Here is a 19250-nt window from a genome sequence, read left to right as displayed (position 1 = left end):
CCTGCGACGGGCACATGGAACCTTTCGCTGACGCGGAAGCGCCGCGGTTACGCGAATTGCGTTCCAGCGCGGCTGTTCTCGGCGTAGCCAGGGTCGAGCACCTCGGCTACGCCGACAGCGGTCACGGCCCGATCCTGTACCCGGATCCGCCCGGACGAACCCGGTTCGTCAGGGCGGATCCCGTCGAGGCGGCGGATCGACTCGCCGCGATCCTGCGGGAGGAACGCCCGGACGTGCTGCTGAGCTACGACCGCAACGGCGGCTACGGCCATCGCGATCACGTTCGAGTCCACGAGGTGGGCCTGCTGGCCGCGAAGGCCGCGGGTGTCCCCCGGGTCCTGAATGCGACCATGCCGCGAGAGCTGTTCCGAGGACTCACCATCCCGGCCCGCTTGCTCGGCTACGACGCCGCCGCGATTCGCGACGGCTACACCGCGCGCGCCGACATCACGCACCGTATCGACGTCGGAGCCTTTGCCGCGCAACGCATGAGCGCGCTCGCCGAGCACCGATCGATCCTCGAAGGCCGCAGCCGTTTCGCCCGGATCGCCCGCGCCCTGCGCCGCGTACCGACCCCGATTCAGGCGCGGCTGTTCAGGTGGGAGTGGTTTGCCGAGGAAGGTGTGCGCCGTGCGGACTCGGGTCCCCTCCAGGACCTCGGAGTAGTTTGAGGTCCGGGCACCGCCGCGCGCTCACCGCCTCGGAAGCCCCCGGCTGACGGGGCTTGACCTGGAGCGCACTCCAAAACATACGTTGGTCCCATGAGCAGAATCCTGATCACGGGGGCCAACAAGGGCATCGGCTTCGAGACCGCACGGCGATTGTTGCAGGCGGGCCACACCGTCTACCTCGGGAGCCGCGACGCCGAGCGCGGCGAGAAGGCGGCAGCGGAGCTGGGCGCGAAGGCAATTCAGATCGATATCGAAGATGACGCCTCGGTCGAGGCCGCGGCGCAGCGGATCCGCGCCGAGGGCGGGCTGGATGTGCTGATCAACAATGCGGGCATCCAGGCCGAGATGAGCGCGGACGCCACGGTGATCGGCGCGGCCGATCTCACCGCGGACATCATGCGAAATACGTTCGAGACCAATGTCTTCGGCACGGTGCGGGTATTGCACGCCTTCCTGCCGCTGCTGCAGGAAGCGCCCGTCCCGGTGGTCGTGAACGTGAGCAGTGGACTGGCGTCGCTGACGCTGACCGCGGAGCCCGGCACCTCCGCATACCGCTATCCGGGCATCGCCTATCCGGCGTCGAAGACCGTCGTCAACGCGCTGACCATCCAGTACGCCAAGGCATTCCCGAAGCTGCGGATCAACTCGGTCGAGCCCGGCTACACCAAGACCGACCTGAACCTGAACAATGGCCACCAGACCGTGGAGGAGGCCGCGGAGATCATCGTCCGGATGGCGCAGATCGGCGCGGACGGACCGACCGGCGGGTACTTCGACATCAACGGTCCGCTGCCCTGGTGATCGACTCCCGTATGTTCGACTCTTGTGGATGCAGAGCTGGGACGACGATCACTGCTGGGGCTGGGTTCGGCGGTCGCGCTGAGTGCCGCGCTGACCGCGTGCGGCGGCGGTAAGAAGAAGCACGACAAGCCGACCACCACCCCGGCCGTGCCGCCACCCGCCGGTGGGCCGCTGCCGGACACCGTGATGATCATCCGGCACGCCGAGAAGCCCACCGGCTCCGGCAAGCCCTACGGCATCACCGAGGACGGCGAACGAGACGAGGAATCGCTGACCGTCCGGGGCTGGACACGCGCGGGCGCGCTGGTCGAACTGTTCGACCCGCGCGGCTCCGACGGCAAACCCGCCCCGCTGCGCCCCGGACTGGCCAGGCCCGCAACAATTTTCGCGTCCGATCCGGGCGGTCACGGCAGCAAGCGCCCCGGTCAGACAGTGACGCCGCTGGCGGCCGCACTGAACCTGACGATCGACAGCCGCTTGCCGAAAGGGCAGGAGCCGCAACTGGTCGCCGCCCTCGCGGGCGCGGCAGGGCCGGTCCTGATCAGCTGGCAGCACGAGAACATCGGAGCCATCATCGCCCAGATCGGGGCCGTGAGCCCGACGCCGCCGAAGTCCTGGCCCGACGACCGCTTCGACGTCGTCTACGTCTTCACCCGCAGCGGTGCGGGATGGAATTTCACGCAGGTGCCACAGCTACTGCTCGCGGGCGACTCCCCCACGCCGATCGGCTGAGAATCGTTCCCCGACAGCGGGTTCAGATCGCGACGCCGACCAGATGCCCGATCACATAGGTCGTGATCATCGCCAGTGCGCCACCCGCCAGTACCCGCACGGTCGCCCGGCCCACCGGGGCCTGACCCAGATGCGCGCCGACCGCGCCCGTGATCGCCAGCGCCGCGAGCACCGCGGCCATCGTCACCGGCACCCGAATCGCCTGCGGCGTCAGGATTGCCAGCAACGGCAGCAGCGCGCCGAGAGTGAACGACAGCGCCGACGAGAACGCGGCATGCACCGGATTGGTGAGCTCGTCCGGGTCGATACCCAGCTCGGCCTCCGCGTGCGCGGTGAACGCGTCCCGGGCGGTGAGCTCCTCCGCGACGGCCTGCGCGGTCGCCGCCGACAAGCCCTTCGCGCGGTAGATGGCGGCCAGTTCGGCCAATTCGGCCTCGGGCTGCTCGGCCAGCTCACGACGCTCGGTCTCCAGCAGCGCGCGTTCGCTGTCGCGCTGTGTGCTCACCGACACGTATTCGCCGAGAGCCATCGACACCGCACCGGCAGCCAGGCCGGCCACGCCCGCGGTCATGATCGCGGTGCTATTGCTGGTGGCCGCCGCCACGCCCACCACGATGCCCGCCACCGAGACGATTCCGTCGTTCGCTCCCAATACGCCGGCGCGCAGCCAGTTCAACCGCGTCGCCAATCCCACCGCATGCGGCTCGGCCGGATGCGCGATGGCCACCGACCCCTCGAAATCGTCCCTCACCAGGGGAACGGTAATGCTTCACACGATTTCCCGCCAGCAAAGAAAGGCTCACCGTATTTAGGTAATGCATTGCATACCAATCATTTTCGGGTCGATGGCCAGGTCGTGACGTGGGACACGGGGATCGCGACACGTTTGCGACAAGGAGTTTCTCGGCGGATCAGCCCATGCGCGCGGGAAGTTCGCCGTAGCGTTGTCCTCGGCGCGAAGCGGATCAGTCAAGAGAGCGGCGAGATGCGGCCACAACCGGCAGCGATCGGATTTCTCCGGCACGATGTGTCGGGGGCGCAACAGCAGTGGGACGAGGCGCAGATTCAGCATCTGGCCCGCCGCCTCGGCTACGACCTGTGCAAGACCCTCATCTTCGGTCCCGAGACCGACCGGCCGATGTTGCGGGTGCGCACCACCCTCTCGCGCCTCGCCGCCGACGCGGTCATCGTCCCCAGCCTCGCCCATCTCGGCGGCCGCATCCCGGACGATCTCGTCGAGATCGCCGACATCATTACCGTCAGCCCCGAAAACACCTACGCCCGCTGGGTGATTCCGCCGACCGAGTAGTGCGCGGGCCGCGCGGCACGCACAATCGTGGAAGGCGATTTCGCTAGCGCAAGGGAGACGCACCGATGTCCGCACCCTCATCCGGTCGAGCGGCCTTCTACCGCTACGTGAATCCCGTCATTCGTCTGCTGGTCCGGGCCGGGGTCGGTGTGGGCGGCAGCGAGGCCGACCTGCTCAGAACCTTGCAGGTCGACGGCCGCGTCTCCGGTCGCACCTACGAGGTGCCGGTCCGGGTCGCCGTCATCGACGGGGAGCGCTACGTGATGACCATGCAGGGCGATACCGCCTGGGCGCGCAACCTCCGCGCCAGCGGCAAGGCCCGGCTGCTGTACCGCGGCCGCGCCGAGCATGTCGAGGCGAGAGAGCTTGTCGGTGAGGAGAAGACCCGATTCCTCACCACGCTGTTTCACGACCCGATCTTCGCCCGGCGCGCCCGCTCGGTACTGAGATCACGGCTGGGCGAGGCGCCGGAAGACCTGGACGAGAACAGTATTCGTGTTCTCGGGGAGACGTGGCATCCCTTCCAGCTCAGCACATCCGGCGCCTGACCCGGATCAGGATTCCAGGACCTCGCGCAGACGCTTGGCGAAGGCGTCGGGCTGCTCCATGAAACCGCCGTGGCCGCCGGGGAACAGCGTGGGCTCGATACCGAGTTCGCGGCCCAGGGCGCGGGAGGTGTGATCGCAGAATTTGTCGGCCGACTCGTCGCCGATTCCGATGACGATCGTGGTCGGGGTGGCACGGAGGGCATCCAGGGAGGGTTCCCAGCCCGAGGTGGTGTGCAGTTCGTGGCGATAGAAGAAGTCGTCGGAAGCGATGGACTGCGGGTCGCGTTCGCCGCCGAACATCTGCTGCAGTACTTCCTCCGGCATGGAAAGGCCGGTCATGGCGAAGAACTTGCGGACCGCGCCCAGCGTGTCGCCGGTGTTGTAGACGTCGATGACCTCCTGGGTCTGAGCGCGGAGTTCGTCGCGATTGTCGAGCAGTTCACGCAGCGGCGGTTCGTGCGCGATCAGCGTCGAGACCAATTCGGGTCGGGCGATGGCCAGGGCGAGACCGGTGATCGCGCCACCGCTGGAACCCAGCACGATGGCCGGGCCCTGGCCGATGTGGGTGAGCACCCGGGCCAGGTCGTCGGCGCGCAATTCGGGCGTCGAATCCTCGTCGGTGTTGTTCAGGACGCTCTTGCCGTGGCCGCGCGGATCACTGCTCAGCACGGTGTACTCGGTGGCGAGCAGTTCGGCCAGCGGGGTGAACGGACCGGAATCCATCGGGGCGCCGATCAGGGCGATGAGCGGGCCGCTGCCGCGGACCTCGTAGTAGATGGTGCCGTCCGGCACCGCGACGGTTCCGGAGGTGACGGGTGCGGTCGAGGTCATGGTTGCTCCAAGCTGATATGCGACACGGACACCTCTTATGACCGTACGACCGACCCGAATTCATCGCGGCGGGAACGGAAATGCCGTCAGACTTTATTCAGCGGCTCGACGCGGTTCCGGCAGCGCGCAGGTCATTCCGTCGGCCATTCCCGTCGGCCGCACCCCCAGCGCCTGGTTGACCCGCGAGCGTTGGTTCTCCCAGGCGATGGCGGCGGCCAGTTCCGCGAGCTGCGCCTTGCTCAGGTGGGTCAGTAGCTCGGCGCGCAACTCCTCGAGATCCAACGAGGTCGGCGTGACCGTGACGGCCTCGGCGTAGGCGAGCACGAGTTTCTCGAGTTCGCTGTAGGCGTCGCTTTCGCGATACTTCGGCAGATCCCGGATCTGCGCCTCGGTCAACCCGCCGTGGTGCGCCAGCGCCGACCCGATATCGAGGCAGAATTCGCAGTTGACCAGGGCCGCGGTCTTCAACTCCGCCAGTTCTTTCAGCCTGGGATCGACCCGGTTCGAGAACAGCAGCATGGACTCGTAGAACGCGGTGCTCAGCAACAGCAACGGCCGCCGGACGAGCCACCCGACCAGATCGGCCTGATTCCGGCGTGCGCGCCCGAATACCCTCAGATAGTTCCAGATTCGCGTGAACGCTCGCATGCGCCGTATCCCCTTCGCCGATGCCCTCAGGGATTCATCGTAGGCCCAAAACGACGCTGCGTAGTAGAGATTTCCCGATTCTCGGCATTCCACGAGCACAGGATGCGCAGTGCTTCGTGACTGGGCGAACCTTCGGGCGCGGTATAGGTCACCAACGTCTGACCCTGCGCGGTGAGGACTTGCAGGACTTGCCAATCGAGCTCCAGGTCACCAACCACCGGGTGGCGCAGGTGCTTGCGGCCACCAGCCAAGGTCCGCACCCCGTGCCCCGCCCACCAATCCCGGAAGTCGGCGTCGTGCACCGACAGCTCGCCGACCAAGCGGGTCAGCCGGGCATCCCCAGGTGTGCGCGCGGCGACCATCCGTAACCGATCCACCGCTTCGGCCGCCACCTGCTCCCAGTTCACGAACAGGCCACGAAACCTGGGCTCCAGGAACACCATTCGGACCAGCGCCCGGTCCGCCAACGGGATCTCGGCGAAGTCCAGGAACAACGCGGCCGCCTCCGCGTTCCGCGCCAGAATGTCGGTGCACGGCCCCAGCACCAGCGCCGGAGTGGAAAGCGCGGCGAGCAGATCCCGCACCGGCGCCACAACTTCCGGCTCAGCAGCCCGCCCACGTCGAGGCCGGGCCTGCACCAGCATCCGAAGATACTCATGCTCCTCCGGCGTCAACCGCAACGCCCGCGCAAGCCCCGCCAGCAGGTTCTCCGAAGCCGCCACCACCCGCCCCTGCTCCAACCGCGTGTAATGATCAACACTCACCGAAGCCAGCAACGCCACCTCCTCCCGCCGCAGCCCCACCACCCGCCGCGGATTCCCCACCGCAGGCAACCCAACCTCCCCCGGCGACACCGCCGCCCGCCTGGCCTTCAAAAATTCCCCGAGCTCACTCACACACCCCAGTCTGACACCCCCAACCACCCCGTTCCTGGGGCCGCGATCCCCACCCACGCACTGAGCAACGAGGTAGGTCTTTCCCGAAGTCGCGGCGATCACCTCGAGTTGCTGCACCGAGCCACCCGGTACCTCCGCGCCCTCCAAATATGTCCAGGGATGTCGAAGAGCGTCCGCTGGCTCCGTGGTACCGGCGAAGGGACCAGCAACCGAAAGGAACTCTCGTCATGAGTACCTCGATCTCCGACCTCGACCGTCTTGTCGGCACCTGGCGGGTGTCCGGCGGCGCCGATGGCACTACGACCTACGCGTGGCTGGAGGGCCGCGCCTTCTTGTCCCAGCGGGTGGACATGAATCACGATGGGCACCACGTCTCTGGGCTCGAGGTCATCGGCCATGAGCGGCCGTTCGGCGGTGAGGTGAGTGAGGCGGTCACGTCACGCTTCTACTCGAGCGACGGCGAAACGCTCGACTACGAGTACGAACTCGACGGCGACGTGCTGACGATCTGGGGTGGCCGTAAGGGCTCGCCGGCGTACTGCCGGACCACGTTCAGTGCCGACGGCAACGTGATGTCCGGCGCGTGGGTGTGGCCCGGTGGCGGTTACGAGGCGACGATGACGCGCGTCGGTGAATAGCGGGAGGATGGAGCCGTGAAGTACATCCTGCTGGCCTACACCAACACGGCGGACTGGGCGTCGGTCGACTACTCGAGTCCCGAGTTCGCCGCGATGTGCAAGTTCTACGAGGAGCTCGGTGCCGAGCTGACCGAGTCCGGCGAGTTGGTCACGACGATGGGGCTCGCCGATCCGTCGCTGACCCGGACCGTGCGGAAGTCGGCGTCGGGTCCGGTCGCCAGCGACGGACCGTACGCCGAGGTGAAGGAGGTGCTTGCGAGCTTCTCGGTCGTCGACGTCGACTCTCACGACCGCGCGATGGCAATCGCCGCACGTGTCGCCGACAACATCGGCGACACGGTCGAGGTCCGGCCGCTGCCCGACGGACCGCCGGCCGATCTGTGATCGCTCGCGAGATCGAGGACCTGCTGCGCGACCTGGCGCCGCAGGTCCTCGGTGCGCTCGTCCGGCGGTACGGGCACTTCGACCTTGCCGAGGACGCGGTACAGGAGGCATTGCTCGCGGCGACGACACAGTGGCCCCCGTTGCCGGACGAACCACGCACCTGGCTGATCCGGGTGGCCTCGCGGAAATTGATCGACCTGCTGCGCAGCGAGCAGGCCCGCCGTGAGCGGGAGGAAGTGCCGGTCGCACCGTCCGGACCCGTTTCGGCACAGGACGATTCGTTGATCCTGCTGTTCATGTGCTGCCATCCCGCGTTGCCGCGCACCGGTCAGATCGCGCTCACCCTGCGCGCGGTCGGCGGCCTCACGACCGGAGAGATCGCCCGCGCGCTGTTCGCGCCCGAAGCGACGATGGGGCAGCGGATCAGCCGCGCCAAGAAGACGATCAAGCAGTCCGGCGTGCCGTTCGCGATGCCGGCCGAGCACGCCGAACGTCTCGACGCCGTGCTGCAGGTGCTGTACCTGATCTTCAACGAGGGCTACACGAGCACCTCGGGGCCGGTGCTCGCGCGGGTCGAATTGTCGACCGAGGCCATCAGACTCGCCCGGATGCTGCACCGCAGCCTGCCCGACGACGGCGAAGTCGCCGGCCTGCTCGCGCTGATGCTGCTGACCGACGCCCGCCGTGCCGCACGGACCGGGCCGGGTGACATCCTGATTCCGATGGCCGAGCAGGACCGGACGTTGTGGGACCGCGCGCAGATCGCCGAAGGAGCCGCGCTGGTAACCGCCGCGATGTCACGAAACAAGCCCGGTCCCTACCAGATTCAGGCAGCGATCGCGGCAGTCCACGACGAGGCGCCGACACCGGACGCGACCGACTGGGAGCAGATTCTCGCGCTCTACACCTTGCTCGACCAGATGTCGGACAATCCGATGGTGACGCTGAATCGTGTTGTCGCCCTGGCGATGGCACGTGGCGTGCCCGCCGGGCTCGCGTTGCTCGAGCAACTGCGGACCGACCGGATCCTTGCCGAGCATCATCGTTTCGCCGCGGTCGAAGCGCATCTCGCGGAACTCGCAGGCGATCTGGAACTGGCCGCCGAGCAGTACCGGTCGGCAGCACGCAGGACACTGAGCGAACCCGAGCGGCGCTATCTCGTCACGAAGGCAGCGCGGCTCGAATCATGACCGACTGGATCTGTATACCTCGACCCGAGCAGTTCTCAGCCGCGGTCGGATATTGATCGACCGGCGGGTGTCGCGCGACACATTCGTGCGGCGGGTCAAATAGGACGGATGCTGGCCTAGATTATCCATAGATTGCTATTCATGAACGCTGACATCATTCCCTTCAGGATCGACATTCCGCAGGTCGAGCTCGATGATCTGCGTTACCGCCTCGCCCACACGCGGTCGCCACATCCGGTGCCGGGCAGCGACTCTCGGTGGGATCACGGCATTGCGCCGGATTATCTGGCCGAACTTGCTGCCTACTGGGCGGACGAGTTCGACTGGCGCGCCCACGAATCGAAGCTGAACGAGTTGCCGCATTTCGTGACTGAGATCGACGGGCAGACTATTCACTTCCTGCATTTGCGCTCGCCTGAGCCGGACGCGACACCGCTGTTGCTCAACCACAGCTACCCGACTTCGTTCGTAGAGTTCCTGGCGGCGAGCGGGCCTTTGACCGATCCGCGTGCTCACGGTGGTGACCCGGCCGACGCGTTCCACGTCGTCATTCCCTCCCTGCCCGGGTTCGTGTTCTCGAGCCCACTCTCGGCGCGAGGCTGGAACCTCGACCGGACCGCCTTGGCGTTCGGGGAACTGATGACCCGCCTCGGCTACGACCGATTCGGTGTCGAGGGCGGAGACATCGGTGCGGGCGTCACCGGGCGGGTCGCGGCCCTGCTGCCCGAGCGGGTGATCGGTGCCCACACCCACGGTGACGGGCTCCAGCTCGGCATGGTCGGGGAGGACTTCCCGGTCCCCGAGGGCCTCGACGCCGATGAGCGCAAGCAATTGGAGGCGGCGCAACGCAGCTGGGCGCAGATGAAGGGCTATCGCGTGCTGCAATCCAGCGAGCCCAACGCCGTCTCCGCAGGATTGGCCGATTCACCGATCCTGCAATTGGCTTGGATCGCCGAGAAATTCGTCGAATGGGCCAACCCCGCCACCCCGATCAGCCGCGACAACGTCCTCATCACCGCCAGCCTGTACTGGTTCACCCGCACCGGCCCGGCCGCGGCCGACTTCTACTGGGAAATCGCACACACCGAAAGCACCGGCTGGAGTATCACCTCACCGGTGCCGCAGGGTCAGTCCTTGTTCTACAGCGACCCCCTCGTGCGCAAGGCCCTCGGCGCGGGCGACAGCGTCGCCTTCTTCAGCGAGCACGCCGAGGGCGGGCACTTCCCCGCCTTCGAAGTCACCGACCTGTTCGTCGACGACATCCGCGCCTTCTTCCGACAACTCCGCAACTGACTCCGACTACACCGGACTGGCACCCCCGACGATCCCGGGGTGCCAGTCCCACTCATGCGGTGGGCAGGAAGGTGCGCAGCCATTTCCACGTCCTGCGCCGACGTGTATCACCAAGAACTTCGGGCTCCGTGGAACGCCCCGGCGGCGGGTGGCCGACCGCGTAGCGCGTCGATACCGGTGCCGGATGTCCGAGCCCCACGATGAACGGCATGGGCGTCTCACTGGTTCGCTTGCAACGGGCGCGCACCACACTGAGACCGGCCGCGGAAAAGCATCGGCACGCGATGTCATCTACTCGCTAGATGTTCCACCCGGGCCCGATCGCAAACCTGTTTGTCGCCACCGACACTGGCGTCGATGAGCGATCGATTCGGTTACTGGGGGTGCCGTCCCCAGGAACGCCGTGTCCCGGCACAACGTCTCCTGGTTCATGGTGGTCGCGGCGACGAATGTCGATGGCATGACAATGCTTTCCATGGATATCGCCGCCCGTCTCGCCGTCGCCGGGCACAAGGCTGCAGACGGTATCAACGTCGCGATGAATATCGCCGTCGTCGATCGGGCTGGGCATCTGCTGCACTTCAGTAGGCGGGAGGACGCGCTGCTCGGGTGCATCGATCTGGCGCAGCGGAAGGCGAAGACCGCCATTCTTTTTCATATTCCCACCGCGACGCTCGGGCAGATGTCCCGGCCGGATGGGCCGATCTATGGGATCGAGTGGAGTAATGGCGGGCTGATCTCGTTCGGGGGTGGGCTGCCGATCGCCGATGACGAGGGGCGGGTGATCGGGGCGGTCGGTGTGTCCGGTGGGACTGCCGAGCAGGATGTGGAGGTGGCTCGCGCCTGCGTTGCGGCACTGTGAGTTCGCGGTAGCGTCGGGGGCATGATCACTGGCGCGCACACCGTGCTGTATGCCGAGGATCCCGACGCGGCCCGGGCCTTCTTCCGGGACGTGCTCGGGCTGGCGCATGTGGACGCGCACGACGGGTGGCTGATCTTCAAGTCGCCGCCCGCCGAGATCGCGGTGCATCCGGCCGAGGCCGCCGACAGCGGGCGGGCCGAGCTGTATCTCATGTGCGACGACCTGGCCGCCACCGTGGACGAATTGCGGTCCAAGGGGGTCGAATTCACCGCCGAGGTCAGCAATGCCGGATGGGGGCTGCTCACCAAGTTGCGGGTGCCGGGGGCCGGGGAGATCGGGCTGTATCAGCCCCGGCATCCCACGGCCTACGACCTGCCCTGAGCCGAGACCGTCCGCCAGGCGGGCACCGAGCGATAGGTGGCGGCGCGCAACAACCACTCCACCGGACCGTAGGGATGCCGCCGCAACCACCAGGCGCTGATTTGCAACTGCGCCAGGTAGGTTGCCACCGCGAGCCCGACGACTCCCGCGGGTGGTATTCGATCGGCCAGTGCCAGGCCGTATCCGGTGTAGATCAGCATCATGATCACCGACTGACCGATGTAGTTGGACGCCGCCATGCGGCCCGCGGGGGCGAGCCAGACCACCGGGCCCGCCCAGCGATACCGCGTCAGCCAGACGATGCCCGCCACATAACCGATCGTCAGCAAGGGATTCACGAGTTCCTGCACGCCGTACCAGTACGCCGGCATCGATCCGTGCACCGACTGCACGATCACGCTGATCGCGGAAACAGGCAGTCCCACACCGAAACCGACGGCCAGCCCGCGCGGCAGCCAACGGCTCATCCATTCCGCGTCCTCGAAAATCCGCCGCTTGCCCGCCGCGAGCCCGACCAGGAACATGCCCAGCGCCGGTATGCCCTGACCCAGCCAGGTGAACAGCATGAACCTCGGCCCGAAAGTGAGCTGAGCGGACAACGTGTCAACGAAATTGCCCGTGAAGCCATCATGCATGCGCTGCAAATCGAAGATCTGCCCGAGCCCCGACATCCCGCCATTGCCCGGTACGAACGCCAATGACGCGAACCCGACGTACAGAACCAGCCCGGTGATGAGGGCGGTGCGTGGGCGAATCCCACGCATCAGCACCAGAATCAGGCACAGTCCGGCGTAGAGGGTGAGAATGTCGCCCAACCACAGCAGCAGCACATGCGCCAACCCGATGACGAACAACGCGAGGCAGCGGCGCAGCAGCCGCGGCACGGGCGCGGTGCCCGCCCGCTGCGCGGCCGCGATCTGCAAGGTGAACGAGTAGCCGAACAGGAACGCGAACAGCAGATAGAACTTCCCCAGGAAGAACCCGTCGACCAACGCGTACACGAATCGATCCGCGGTGCTGTCGAAGATCGGCCGCAACTCGTCCCCCACGCCCGGTGACGACCACAGCATCGTCGCCACCGCGGTATTGGTGACCACGATCCCGAACAGCGCGAACCCTCGCAGACTGTCGACCACCCCGATCCGCCGATCCCGCACCACCCCGGACACCTGCGTTTCGACCTGCTCGGACATACCCTCACGCTAGGTGCGGTCCGTCCCCCGGCACATCCATCGCCGACCCTGATTCCCGTGCGACCTCAGCGGTATTGACACCGCCCCACCGTCATCCCCGCGGGTCACGCGAACGTTCCCGTCTAGTTCGGCATCCCGCGCGGCATCGCCCGGTCATGATTCGCGCTCACTCTCGCAGCAGGTCGATGACCTTCGTCTCGTTCAGTTCGCCGTAACCGGTCGCGACCAGCCGTTCGAAAATGTCCTGCGCGGTGTGCCCCAGCGCGGCGGGGCTGCCCACCGCGTCGGACAGGGCGACGCCGATGCGGGTGTCTTTCAACCGCAGCGTGCCCGTGAACGCGATGTCGCGATCGTGGGCGCCCGCGAGCATTTCGGCGCACATGCGGATCACCGTCGGGCTCGCCGCGCCGCTGCGCGACAGGGTGGCGGCCACGGTGGCCGAGTCCAGTCCGGCCAGTTCGGCGGTGCGCAGCGCCTCGGCGGTGGCCGCGATCTGGATGGAGCCCAGCAGGTTTTGGACGAGCTTGTAGCTGGTGCCCGCGCCGACCGCGCCGAAGTGCACGATATCGACGCACAGCGGTGTCAGCAGCGGGCGGGCCGCGGCCAGATCGGTGGGGTCGGCGCCGACGAACAGGATCAGCTGTCCTGCCGCGGCCGCGTTGGGCAGCCCGGTGACCGGCGAATCGAGATACCGGAGTCCTTGCGCCGAAGCCTGTTCCGCCAGCTCCAGCACCCACGGCCGGGACAGGGTGGAGAACTCCACCGCGAACGCGCCCGCCGCGTACTCCCCCGCCAGCGCGCCGTCCACGCCCAGCCAGGCCGCCCGCGAGGCCTCGTCATCTGCCACCATCGCGAAGATCGCATCCGCCCCCTGTGTCGCGTCGCGCGGTGTCGGGGCGAAAGTCGCTCCCGCCGAAACCAATTCGGCCGCCTTTCCCGGAGACCGGTTGAACACCCGCACCTCGTGCCCGGCCGCGACCACCCGCGCCGCCATGCCCGCACCCATTCGGCCCAAACCCAGAAACGCAATCCTCGCCACGCCCGCACCCTACCGAGACCGGTCCGGCCCCGGACAACGAGTTTCCCGATAGGCTCCGGAATCGAGCATTGGGGATCGGGATGACGAATTGGCTACTGCTGCGCGGGCTCACCCGCGATCAGCGGCACTGGGGTGAGTTTCCGCGGCAGTTGTCGGAGGCGCTCGGCACTCGGGTGGAGACCATCGACCCACCGGGATTCGGCACCGAGCACGCCCGGCCCTCACCGCGCTCGATCCCCGAGATCGTGGACGATATCCGCGCGCGTTTCGACGGCGGCGGCGAGCGATGGTCGGTGCTGGGCATTTCCCTCGGCGGCATGATGGCGATGAACTGGTGCGCCCGCTACCCCCGCGATTTCGAACGCTGCGTAGTCGTGAACACCAGCGGCCCCGCCCTTTTCCGCCTCCGCGAATTCAATTGGGGCGTCGTGCCCGTGTTCGCGGGCCGCGCGTTGCGCACGGATCTGGCGCACGAGTCCGCGGTGCTGGGCCTCACCGCCAACAGTCCGGCCCTGGACCTGGATTCACTCGCCCGGACCTGGGCGCAATACCAGGCCGACGCCCGGCCTTTGCCCGCCAGCATTCTCGGTCAGCTCATGGCCGCCGCGACTTTCCGTCTCCCCCGGCAGATCCCGATCCCGCTGTTGATCCTGGCTTCCCGGGCCGACCGGCTGGCTCCGTATCAGATGTCGGAGCGCCTGGCCGAACGCTACTGCGCCCCGCTGCGTCTGCACGAGGCGGCCGGGCACGATCTGCCCCTCGACGATGCCGCCTGGGTCTGCGACAACGTCGACGAATGGCTCACGCCCGCACCGTGATTCACCGGTGCCCGGCGTGGGCGGAGCCGGGTTGGAGTGCCCGCAGGCGTGCGAGCGCGCCGGCACCGGCCGCGTCCGTCGGCGGCAGGAACAGGCGCAGCCGCTGATCCTCGCTGTCGGTCCGCAGCATCTCGAAGTCGAATTCGATCGGCCCGACGATCGGGTGCACGATGCGCAGGCGGCTGCTGCGCCGCACCGCGACCTCGTGCCGCGCCCACAGATCGGCGAATTCCGGGCTGGCCGCCGTGAGTTCGTCGACGAGCGCGGTCGACGCCCGGTCGTAGCCGCGGCGAGTGACCGCCGCGCGCAGGTCCGCGACCCGTTCCCGGCTGAGATCGTCGTGTTCCTCGGCGGGGTAGGCCGCTCGCACGGACGGCATGGTGAACCACCGCCACACGATATTGCGGTCGCGTTCGCTCAGCTCGCACACACATCCGAACAGCTGCTCGGCCAACGCGTTCTGGGCCAACAGATCGCCGAGATCGGTCAGCAGCTGAGCCGGAGTGTCCGCCAGCCGATCCAGCAGATATCGCAGCGCCGGGCGGATCTCCTCCCCTGCGCGTGGTCCTTCCGGCGGCCGATGTCCCGCCAGCAGATACAGGTGATCGCGCTCGTCCGCGCTCAACCGCAGCGTCCGGGCGAGCGCGCCCAGAATCTGGGTAGAGGGCTGTGAACCCCTCGCCTGCTCGATCCGCATCACATAGTCGGCGGACACCCCGGCCAGCTGCGCCAGCTCTTCCCGTCGCAGGCCCGGTGTGCGCCGCCGCGGCCCCGCGTCCAGCCCCACGTCTCCGGGCGCGATCCGCTCCCGGGAACGCCGCAGGAAGTCCGCCAGCTTCTCCCGATCCATGGGCATGTCAACCATCTTTACCCGCAACTTCTTTCACAGCGTCGCCGAGGCGGACCGTCGGTGCGTCGCTGTTGATGCGCCTCGGGCGGCGGACCCTGCGGGCGGATCGTGGTGCTACGGCGGGTGTTCCGTCGGGCAGCAGCGCGATCTGCTCGGTGATCGGGTCGGTGACCGGAGTGGATTCCACCAGGTCGGGCATGTCGCCGCCGCCAGGGAGTTCATCGTCGAGAATCGGCTCGCCCAGACCGATCCGGCGTTGGATCCGCTTCAACCAGGCCGGTGCCCACCAGCAGTCGTCGCCCAGCAGCTTCATGGTGGCGGGCACCAGGAGCATGCGCAGCACGGTCGCGTCGATGAACAGTGCCGACACCAGTCCGAAGGCGATGTACTTCATCATCACCAGATCCGAGAAGGCGAACGCGCCGGTGACGACGAGCAGGATGAGCGCGGCCGCGGTGATGATACGGCCGGTTTGCGCGGTCCCGATGCGGACCGCCTTGTCGGAGGTGCCCAGACCCGGGGAGAATTCGCCGGTCTCGGTCTTCCAGTACGCGCCGTTGATTCTGGCGAGCTGGTCGGGGTGGTCGCGGGGCAGGCTGTTGAGATTGTCGATGATCTTGCGGCTGAATGCGGGGTCGTCGATGCTGCCCCCTCGGGGGCGGTATAGAGCACCAAAACATCTGATAGGTGGTCACGTCCGTAGGTCGCGTCCTTCATCTGCGCCGCCCGCGCCGACTGCGAGGTGGGATCGTCCAGACCTCCCGTACTGAGGTGTTCGTCGAGCCCCAATCCGTAGGCGCCCAACGCGAGTAATGCACCCACCACAATGCCGAGAACGGCGAAGCGGAATCGATAGATCAAGTCCCCCTTCATGTTTCCTGACGCTAATGACAAGATCGGAAGAAGAACACCGTCAGCGGCCCGAAACCGGCCATTCCTGTCCACTTCATCAGTGCTTCCACAAAGATCTCTCAGACCGAGGCCCGGTAATCTTCGGCAAATGTTCGAAGGCACTCTTCCCGCGCGCACGGCCGCACTGGTCCATGCCGCCGCGCTGCGCGCGGGTCTGTCTCCCGTTGAGCTGGGGGCCATCCCGGGATTGGATCCGGGTCTTTTCCAAGATCAGTCGCTGCGGATCTCCTCCGGAGCGGTCTGGCGCATCTGGGAACTGCTCGACGCGGCCGACGGACCGGCGGCGGGCCGGCTGGTGACCGAGATGGCCGAGCGCGGCCGCCTCGGTGTATGGGATTACCTGTTCTCGAGCGGATCGACCCTGGCCGAGAGCCTGCACACGATGTGCGAGCTGAAATCGGTCGTCTCGACTCCCTCGGTCGGCAGTTCCACCGTCGTCGACGGCGGGATTCTCACCGTCTACGACACCACGTCTTCCGTTGTCACCGCGGTCATCCCGGCCCTGGAGGTGTTCCTGCTCGCGCTGGTGCTGCGCCGCATGCGCGAGGCGACCGGGGAGCACCTCGTCCCCGTCCGCGTCGCGCTCACCCAGCCCGCGCCCCGGACCCATCGCGATCTGACCGAGGAATTCGGCACCGCGCGCATCGAATTCGGCGCGCCCTGTTCGGCGCTCACCTTCATCGATGTCGGCCACCTGCCGACCTGCCGTGATCCGCACCTGGCGCGGATCTATCGCCACCATGCCGAACTCCAACTGGCCGCGTTCCGGGTGCATGGCGATTGGGACGGTCTGCTGCGCAACGCGATCCACGGATCGATGCAGAAGGGCGGATTCGAGCTGAACGACGTCGCCCGGCGGCTGTCGATCAGCCCCCGGACCTTGCAGCGCCGCCTGCACGAGCGTGGCACCACCTGGCGCGACGCGCTCGACGCCGTCCGCCTCGAGCAGGCGACCCGGCTGCTGCGGGAGACCGACCTGCCGGTCGACGTCATTGCCGCCCGGCTCGGCTATGCCGACGCCCGCGCCTTCCGGCGTGCCTTCATCCGATGGAAGGACTTGCCTCCCAACGCTTTCCGCAAGAGTCACCGCCCGCTCCGCGTCGATCGGGCAGGCTAGGAGAGCCGCTCCTAGGGGACGCTCTCCGCTCCTCAACGCCCTCCGCCGCTGGCATCGTCGATCTCGTCGAAGCAAGCAGACAGGAGAGCGACATGAACGAGATCACGATCGAAAACGCACACGTGCCGTATCGGGTGCAGGGTGCCGGACGTCCGCTGGTGCTGGTGCACGGCACCAGCGCCGGGTCGCGGAACTGGGACGGGATCGCCGGATCCTTCGCCGATACCAGAACGGTGGTGCTGCCGGATCTTTCGGGCAGCGACGCGGCCCGCGACGACGGCGGCGCGCTGACACTCGAACTGCTGGCCGCACAGGTGGCCGCGGTGATCGAGGCGGTGGGTTCCGAACCGGCGGACGTGGTGGGCCACTCCATGGGCGCGCCCGTGGTCGCTACGCTGGCGGCGCTGCGACCCGACCTGGCGCGCAGGCTGGTGCTGGTCACCGGCGTCGCGGGTCAGGGCGACGAATACTTCCGCAACGTGATGACCGTCTGGCGGCAATTGGCCGACGCCCCCGACACCTTCGCGCGGTTCGCCATGCTGGTCGCCTTCAGCCGCACCCACCTGGCGACGCTGGACCGGGCCGCGGTGGAGGAGCTGGCCCTGGCCTATCGGCCCACCCCGGGCCGGTTGCGGCAGATGGCGTTGGTCCAGCGTCTGGACGCACGGGACCGTCTCCCGCTGATCCAGGCGCCGACGCTGGTGATCGCCTGCACCCGGGATGCGGTTGTCTCCGTGGAGAATCCGCGCGAACTGGCCGCCGCCATCCCCGATTCCACCTACGAGGAACTCGACTGCGGGCACATGCCGATGTTCGAGAAGCCGGACGAGCTGGGTGAAGCTCGTGCGCGATTTCATCGAATGACGCGGGCGCCCAGCAGGATCTCCGAGGCGCCGAGCGCGATGATCGCGAGGCCGACGGTGATCGACAGCGTCGTCATGGACACGAACGGGGCCGCCGCGATGGCGACCCCGGCCACCATCGTGCCGAGCCCGACGAGCTCCTGCCGGCCCGAGCCCTGGAACTGTTCCGACCACACCGCGACGATCGCCGCCACGATGCCGCGCACGGTCCAGCCCATGCCGACCCACAGCGACAGCAACGCCACCGAATCCCCGCTGCGGAACGACGAGATGGCCAGCGCGAGTGCGAGGATCGCGCTCGCGACCTCGACCATCCGCAGCGGGGTGGCGATGTGCGCCCCGAACGCCACGATGAGCTGCACCGCCGCCGTGGCGGTCAGGGCCAATCCGTAGAGGATCCCCGCCACCGACTCGGATTTGTCGGGCCAGGCGATGAGCACGAGACCCAGAACAACGGAGCAGCCGCCGGTCACCACCAGCGACTGCCAAGCCCAGTCGGCGAATACGTCGGTTCGCCCCTCGATCCGGTTGGCGGGCATTCCTTCATGATATGGGCCGAATGCCCTGGTAACTGGACGTTTGGCTGATCGAGGGTCGTCCGGCGCGTCGCCGGGGCGTGCTCAGGCTTGAGTCGTTGTCATATGCCGATCATCGCCGAGTGCGGCGGCCATCTCGTCATCGGCGCCAGGACGTGTTCCCAGCGGGTGACCCCGGTGGCGGCTACGGTGCGCTGAGGAAGATGCCGCGCACCTGGGTGCCGTCGGCCGCCGACCACAGGGCTTCGACGTGACTGCGGTCGCGTTCCCGGGCCGGGCCGGTGTGCAGGCGACGGTGTAGGCGGATCAACTCCGCGCCCGCGTTGGCCGAGCGGTCGGAATCGAAGGCGATGTCGGTGTGCGCGTCGGTGTCGATCACGGTGGGCCGGAATCCCGTTGCGGGCGTGAGGATATCGCCCGGCACCAGGTGCACGGTCAGGTCCGGGGTATCGCTGGTGTTCTGGTCCTGCGGGGTGGCCTTACCCGCGAGCAGCTGCGCGGCCTGCTCGATGAACACCGGATCGTGGGCGGCGTCGTAGAACCAGCGCTGGCCCAGCACACCGTGTTCGGCGGTGCCGATCAACGCCTGGTCGAGGCCCTCGACGGGCGTACCGCGATAGGTCATCGGCACCAGGTACACGACGGGATCACCCCCGGCGGTGTCGGTGACGACCATGAGTTCGATCCCGACCTCGCCCGCCGGATCGTCGAGACGGAACCCGCCCGACTTGATGAGGT

22 protein-coding genes and 2 pseudogenes are annotated in these 19250 nt (G+C 67.5%); 14 read left to right on the top strand and 10 right to left on the bottom strand.

What is annotated here, in order from left to right; translation table 11 throughout:
• The 3 genes from ACWELQ_RS11510 to ACWELQ_RS11500 all read left to right on the top strand — a co-directional run.
• On the top strand, positions 1-671 hold a 671-nt coding region (locus ACWELQ_RS11510), incomplete at its 5' end, for a PIG-L deacetylase family protein (protein ID WP_452396953.1).
• A 90-nt stretch (positions 672-761) separates the two neighbouring features.
• A complete protein-coding gene (locus ACWELQ_RS11505; protein ID WP_452396952.1) occupies positions 762-1472 on the top strand; it encodes an SDR family NAD(P)-dependent oxidoreductase in 711 nt (236 codons plus the stop codon).
• 24 nt (positions 1473-1496) lie between these two features.
• Positions 1497-2204, top strand: a complete 708-nt coding sequence (locus ACWELQ_RS11500; RefSeq protein WP_452396951.1) for a hypothetical protein — start codon at positions 1497-1499, stop codon at positions 2202-2204.
• Positions 2205-2226: 22 nt separating this feature from the next.
• On the opposite strand, the gene ACWELQ_RS11495 is transcribed toward ACWELQ_RS11500, so the two are convergent.
• On the bottom strand, positions 2227-2955 hold the full coding sequence (locus tag ACWELQ_RS11495; RefSeq protein WP_452396950.1) for a VIT1/CCC1 transporter family protein: 729 nt from the start codon (positions 2953-2955) through the stop codon (positions 2227-2229).
• A 234-nt stretch (positions 2956-3189) separates the two neighbouring features.
• Between ACWELQ_RS11495 and ACWELQ_RS11490 the strand changes: the two genes are divergently transcribed.
• A complete protein-coding gene (locus tag ACWELQ_RS11490) occupies positions 3190-3513 on the top strand; it encodes a hypothetical protein (protein ID WP_452396949.1) in 324 nt (107 codons plus the stop codon).
• Between the two features lie 65 nt (positions 3514-3578).
• Complete coding sequence (locus ACWELQ_RS11485) at positions 3579-4061, top strand: nitroreductase/quinone reductase family protein (RefSeq protein WP_452396948.1); 483 nt, start codon at positions 3579-3581, stop codon at positions 4059-4061.
• A 6-nt stretch (positions 4062-4067) separates the two neighbouring features.
• Here ACWELQ_RS11485 and ACWELQ_RS11480 read toward each other — a convergent pair whose 3' ends face one another.
• The 3 genes from ACWELQ_RS11480 to ACWELQ_RS11470 all read right to left on the bottom strand — a co-directional run bounded on the left by ACWELQ_RS11480 (position 4068) and on the right by ACWELQ_RS11470 (position 6436).
• Positions 4068-4892, bottom strand: coding sequence for an alpha/beta fold hydrolase (locus tag ACWELQ_RS11480; RefSeq protein ID WP_452396947.1), 825 nt, complete (start codon positions 4890-4892; stop codon positions 4068-4070).
• A 93-nt stretch (positions 4893-4985) separates the two neighbouring features.
• On the bottom strand, positions 4986-5540 hold the full coding sequence (locus ACWELQ_RS11475) for a carboxymuconolactone decarboxylase family protein (protein ID WP_452396946.1): 555 nt from the start codon (positions 5538-5540) through the stop codon (positions 4986-4988).
• Positions 5541-5566: 26 nt separating this feature from the next.
• The gene (locus tag ACWELQ_RS11470) at positions 5567-6436 is read right to left on the bottom strand and encodes a helix-turn-helix transcriptional regulator (protein ID WP_452396945.1); all 870 of its coding nucleotides are present in this window, start codon (positions 6434-6436) and stop codon (positions 5567-5569) included.
• Positions 6437-6663: 227 nt separating this feature from the next.
• On the opposite strand from ACWELQ_RS11470, the gene ACWELQ_RS11465 reads away from it, so the two are divergent.
• The 6 genes from ACWELQ_RS11465 to ACWELQ_RS11440 all read left to right on the top strand — a co-directional run bounded on the left by ACWELQ_RS11465 (position 6664) and on the right by ACWELQ_RS11440 (position 11184).
• Positions 6664-7074: a hypothetical protein gene (locus tag ACWELQ_RS11465; RefSeq protein WP_452396944.1), complete on the top strand. Its 411-nt coding sequence runs from the start codon at positions 6664-6666 to the stop codon at positions 7072-7074.
• Positions 7075-7089: 15 nt separating this feature from the next.
• Complete coding sequence (locus ACWELQ_RS11460; RefSeq protein WP_452396943.1) at positions 7090-7458, top strand: YciI family protein; 369 nt, start codon at positions 7090-7092, stop codon at positions 7456-7458.
• Positions 7455-8648 carry an RNA polymerase sigma factor gene (locus ACWELQ_RS11455; protein ID WP_452396942.1) on the top strand — a complete coding sequence of 398 codons (1194 nt, stop codon included), beginning with the start codon at positions 7455-7457 and terminating at the stop codon, positions 8646-8648. The genes ACWELQ_RS11460 and ACWELQ_RS11455 overlap by 4 nt, the downstream gene beginning before the upstream one ends.
• Before the next feature lie 141 nt (positions 8649-8789).
• Positions 8790-9941 (top strand): epoxide hydrolase family protein, encoded by a 1152-nt coding sequence (locus tag ACWELQ_RS11450; protein ID WP_452396941.1) that lies wholly within the window; start codon positions 8790-8792, stop codon positions 9939-9941.
• A 403-nt stretch (positions 9942-10344) separates the two neighbouring features.
• Positions 10345-10803 carry a GlcG/HbpS family heme-binding protein gene (locus tag ACWELQ_RS11445; RefSeq protein ID WP_452396940.1) on the top strand — a complete coding sequence of 153 codons (459 nt, stop codon included), beginning with the start codon at positions 10345-10347 and terminating at the stop codon, positions 10801-10803.
• A 21-nt stretch (positions 10804-10824) separates the two neighbouring features.
• Positions 10825-11184: a VOC family protein gene (locus tag ACWELQ_RS11440; RefSeq protein ID WP_452396939.1), complete on the top strand. Its 360-nt coding sequence runs from the start codon at positions 10825-10827 to the stop codon at positions 11182-11184.
• On the opposite strand, the gene ACWELQ_RS11435 is transcribed toward ACWELQ_RS11440, so the two are convergent.
• Positions 11169-12377 carry a DUF418 domain-containing protein gene (locus tag ACWELQ_RS11435; protein ID WP_452396938.1) on the bottom strand — a complete coding sequence of 403 codons (1209 nt, stop codon included), beginning with the start codon at positions 12375-12377 and terminating at the stop codon, positions 11169-11171. The genes ACWELQ_RS11440 and ACWELQ_RS11435 overlap by 16 nt on opposite strands.
• A 166-nt stretch (positions 12378-12543) precedes the next feature.
• Positions 12544-13416: an NAD(P)-dependent oxidoreductase gene (locus tag ACWELQ_RS11430; RefSeq protein ID WP_452396937.1), complete on the bottom strand. Its 873-nt coding sequence runs from the start codon at positions 13414-13416 to the stop codon at positions 12544-12546.
• Positions 13417-13496: 80 nt separating this feature from the next.
• Here ACWELQ_RS11430 and ACWELQ_RS11425 point away from each other — a divergent pair, with 80 nt between their 5' ends.
• Positions 13497-14234 carry an alpha/beta fold hydrolase gene (locus ACWELQ_RS11425; protein WP_452396936.1) on the top strand — a complete coding sequence of 246 codons (738 nt, stop codon included), beginning with the start codon at positions 13497-13499 and terminating at the stop codon, positions 14232-14234.
• A 1-nt stretch (position 14235) separates the two neighbouring features.
• Here the strand turns inward: ACWELQ_RS11425 and ACWELQ_RS11420 are convergent, their stop codons facing one another.
• Positions 14236-15090 (bottom strand): helix-turn-helix transcriptional regulator, encoded by an 855-nt coding sequence (locus ACWELQ_RS11420; RefSeq protein ID WP_452396935.1) that lies wholly within the window; start codon positions 15088-15090, stop codon positions 14236-14238.
• A 1-nt stretch (position 15091) separates the two neighbouring features.
• Positions 15092-15601, bottom strand: a pseudogene (locus ACWELQ_RS11415) (MMPL family transporter); the annotation flags it as partial.
• Between the two features lie 483 nt (positions 15602-16084).
• Between ACWELQ_RS11415 and ACWELQ_RS11410 the strand changes: the two are divergent.
• Both ACWELQ_RS11410 and ACWELQ_RS11405 read left to right on the top strand, forming a co-directional pair.
• Positions 16085-17113, top strand: a complete 1029-nt coding sequence (locus ACWELQ_RS11410; RefSeq protein ID WP_452396934.1) for a helix-turn-helix domain-containing protein — start codon at positions 16085-16087, stop codon at positions 17111-17113.
• Positions 17044-17934, top strand: a pseudogene (locus ACWELQ_RS11405) (alpha/beta fold hydrolase); the annotation flags it as partial. The gene ACWELQ_RS11410 and the pseudogene ACWELQ_RS11405, both read left to right, overlap by 70 nt.
• Before the next feature lie 32 nt (positions 17935-17966).
• On the opposite strand, the gene ACWELQ_RS11400 reads toward ACWELQ_RS11405, so the two are convergent.
• Both ACWELQ_RS11400 and ACWELQ_RS11395 read right to left on the bottom strand, forming a co-directional pair.
• Positions 17967-18515, bottom strand: coding sequence for a DUF308 domain-containing protein (locus ACWELQ_RS11400; protein WP_452396933.1), 549 nt, complete (start codon positions 18513-18515; stop codon positions 17967-17969).
• 181 nt (positions 18516-18696) lie between these two features.
• On the bottom strand, positions 18697-19250 hold a 554-nt coding region (locus tag ACWELQ_RS11395; RefSeq protein ID WP_452396932.1), incomplete at its 5' end, for a maltokinase N-terminal cap-like domain-containing protein.

Source organism: Nocardia sp. NPDC004722 (assembly GCF_053601505.1).
The sequence above is the reverse complement of the archived record's forward strand: the minus strand, read 5'-3'. Positions and strand labels throughout refer to the sequence as shown.

Bases quoted from the DNA above. Each gene is read 5' to 3' on its own strand.
- ACWELQ_RS11505 (WP_452396952.1), top strand. From the start codon at position 762: ATGAGCAGAATCCTGATCACGGGGGCCAACAAGGGCATCGGCTTCGAG.
- ACWELQ_RS11490 (WP_452396949.1), top strand. From the start codon at position 3,190: ATGCGGCCACAACCGGCAGCGATCGGATTTCTCCGGCACGATGTGTCG.
- ACWELQ_RS11485 (WP_452396948.1), top strand. From the start codon at position 3,579: ATGTCCGCACCCTCATCCGGTCGAGCGGCCTTCTACCGCTACGTGAAT.
- ACWELQ_RS11480 (WP_452396947.1), bottom strand. From the start codon at position 4,892: ATGACCTCGACCGCACCCGTCACCTCCGGAACCGTCGCGGTGCCGGAC.
- ACWELQ_RS11475 (WP_452396946.1), bottom strand. From the start codon at position 5,540: ATGCGAGCGTTCACGCGAATCTGGAACTATCTGAGGGTATTCGGGCGC.
- ACWELQ_RS11465 (WP_452396944.1), top strand. From the start codon at position 6,664: ATGAGTACCTCGATCTCCGACCTCGACCGTCTTGTCGGCACCTGGCGG.
- ACWELQ_RS11450 (WP_452396941.1), top strand. From the start codon at position 8,790: ATGAACGCTGACATCATTCCCTTCAGGATCGACATTCCGCAGGTCGAG.
- ACWELQ_RS11440 (WP_452396939.1), top strand. From the start codon at position 10,825: ATGATCACTGGCGCGCACACCGTGCTGTATGCCGAGGATCCCGACGCG.
- ACWELQ_RS11435 (WP_452396938.1), bottom strand. From the start codon at position 12,377: ATGTCCGAGCAGGTCGAAACGCAGGTGTCCGGGGTGGTGCGGGATCGG.
- ACWELQ_RS11425 (WP_452396936.1), top strand. From the start codon at position 13,497: ATGACGAATTGGCTACTGCTGCGCGGGCTCACCCGCGATCAGCGGCAC.
- ACWELQ_RS11420 (WP_452396935.1), bottom strand. From the start codon at position 15,090: ATGCCCATGGATCGGGAGAAGCTGGCGGACTTCCTGCGGCGTTCCCGG.
- ACWELQ_RS11410 (WP_452396934.1), top strand. From the start codon at position 16,085: ATGTTCGAAGGCACTCTTCCCGCGCGCACGGCCGCACTGGTCCATGCC.
- ACWELQ_RS11400 (WP_452396933.1), bottom strand. From the start codon at position 18,515: ATGCCCGCCAACCGGATCGAGGGGCGAACCGACGTATTCGCCGACTGG.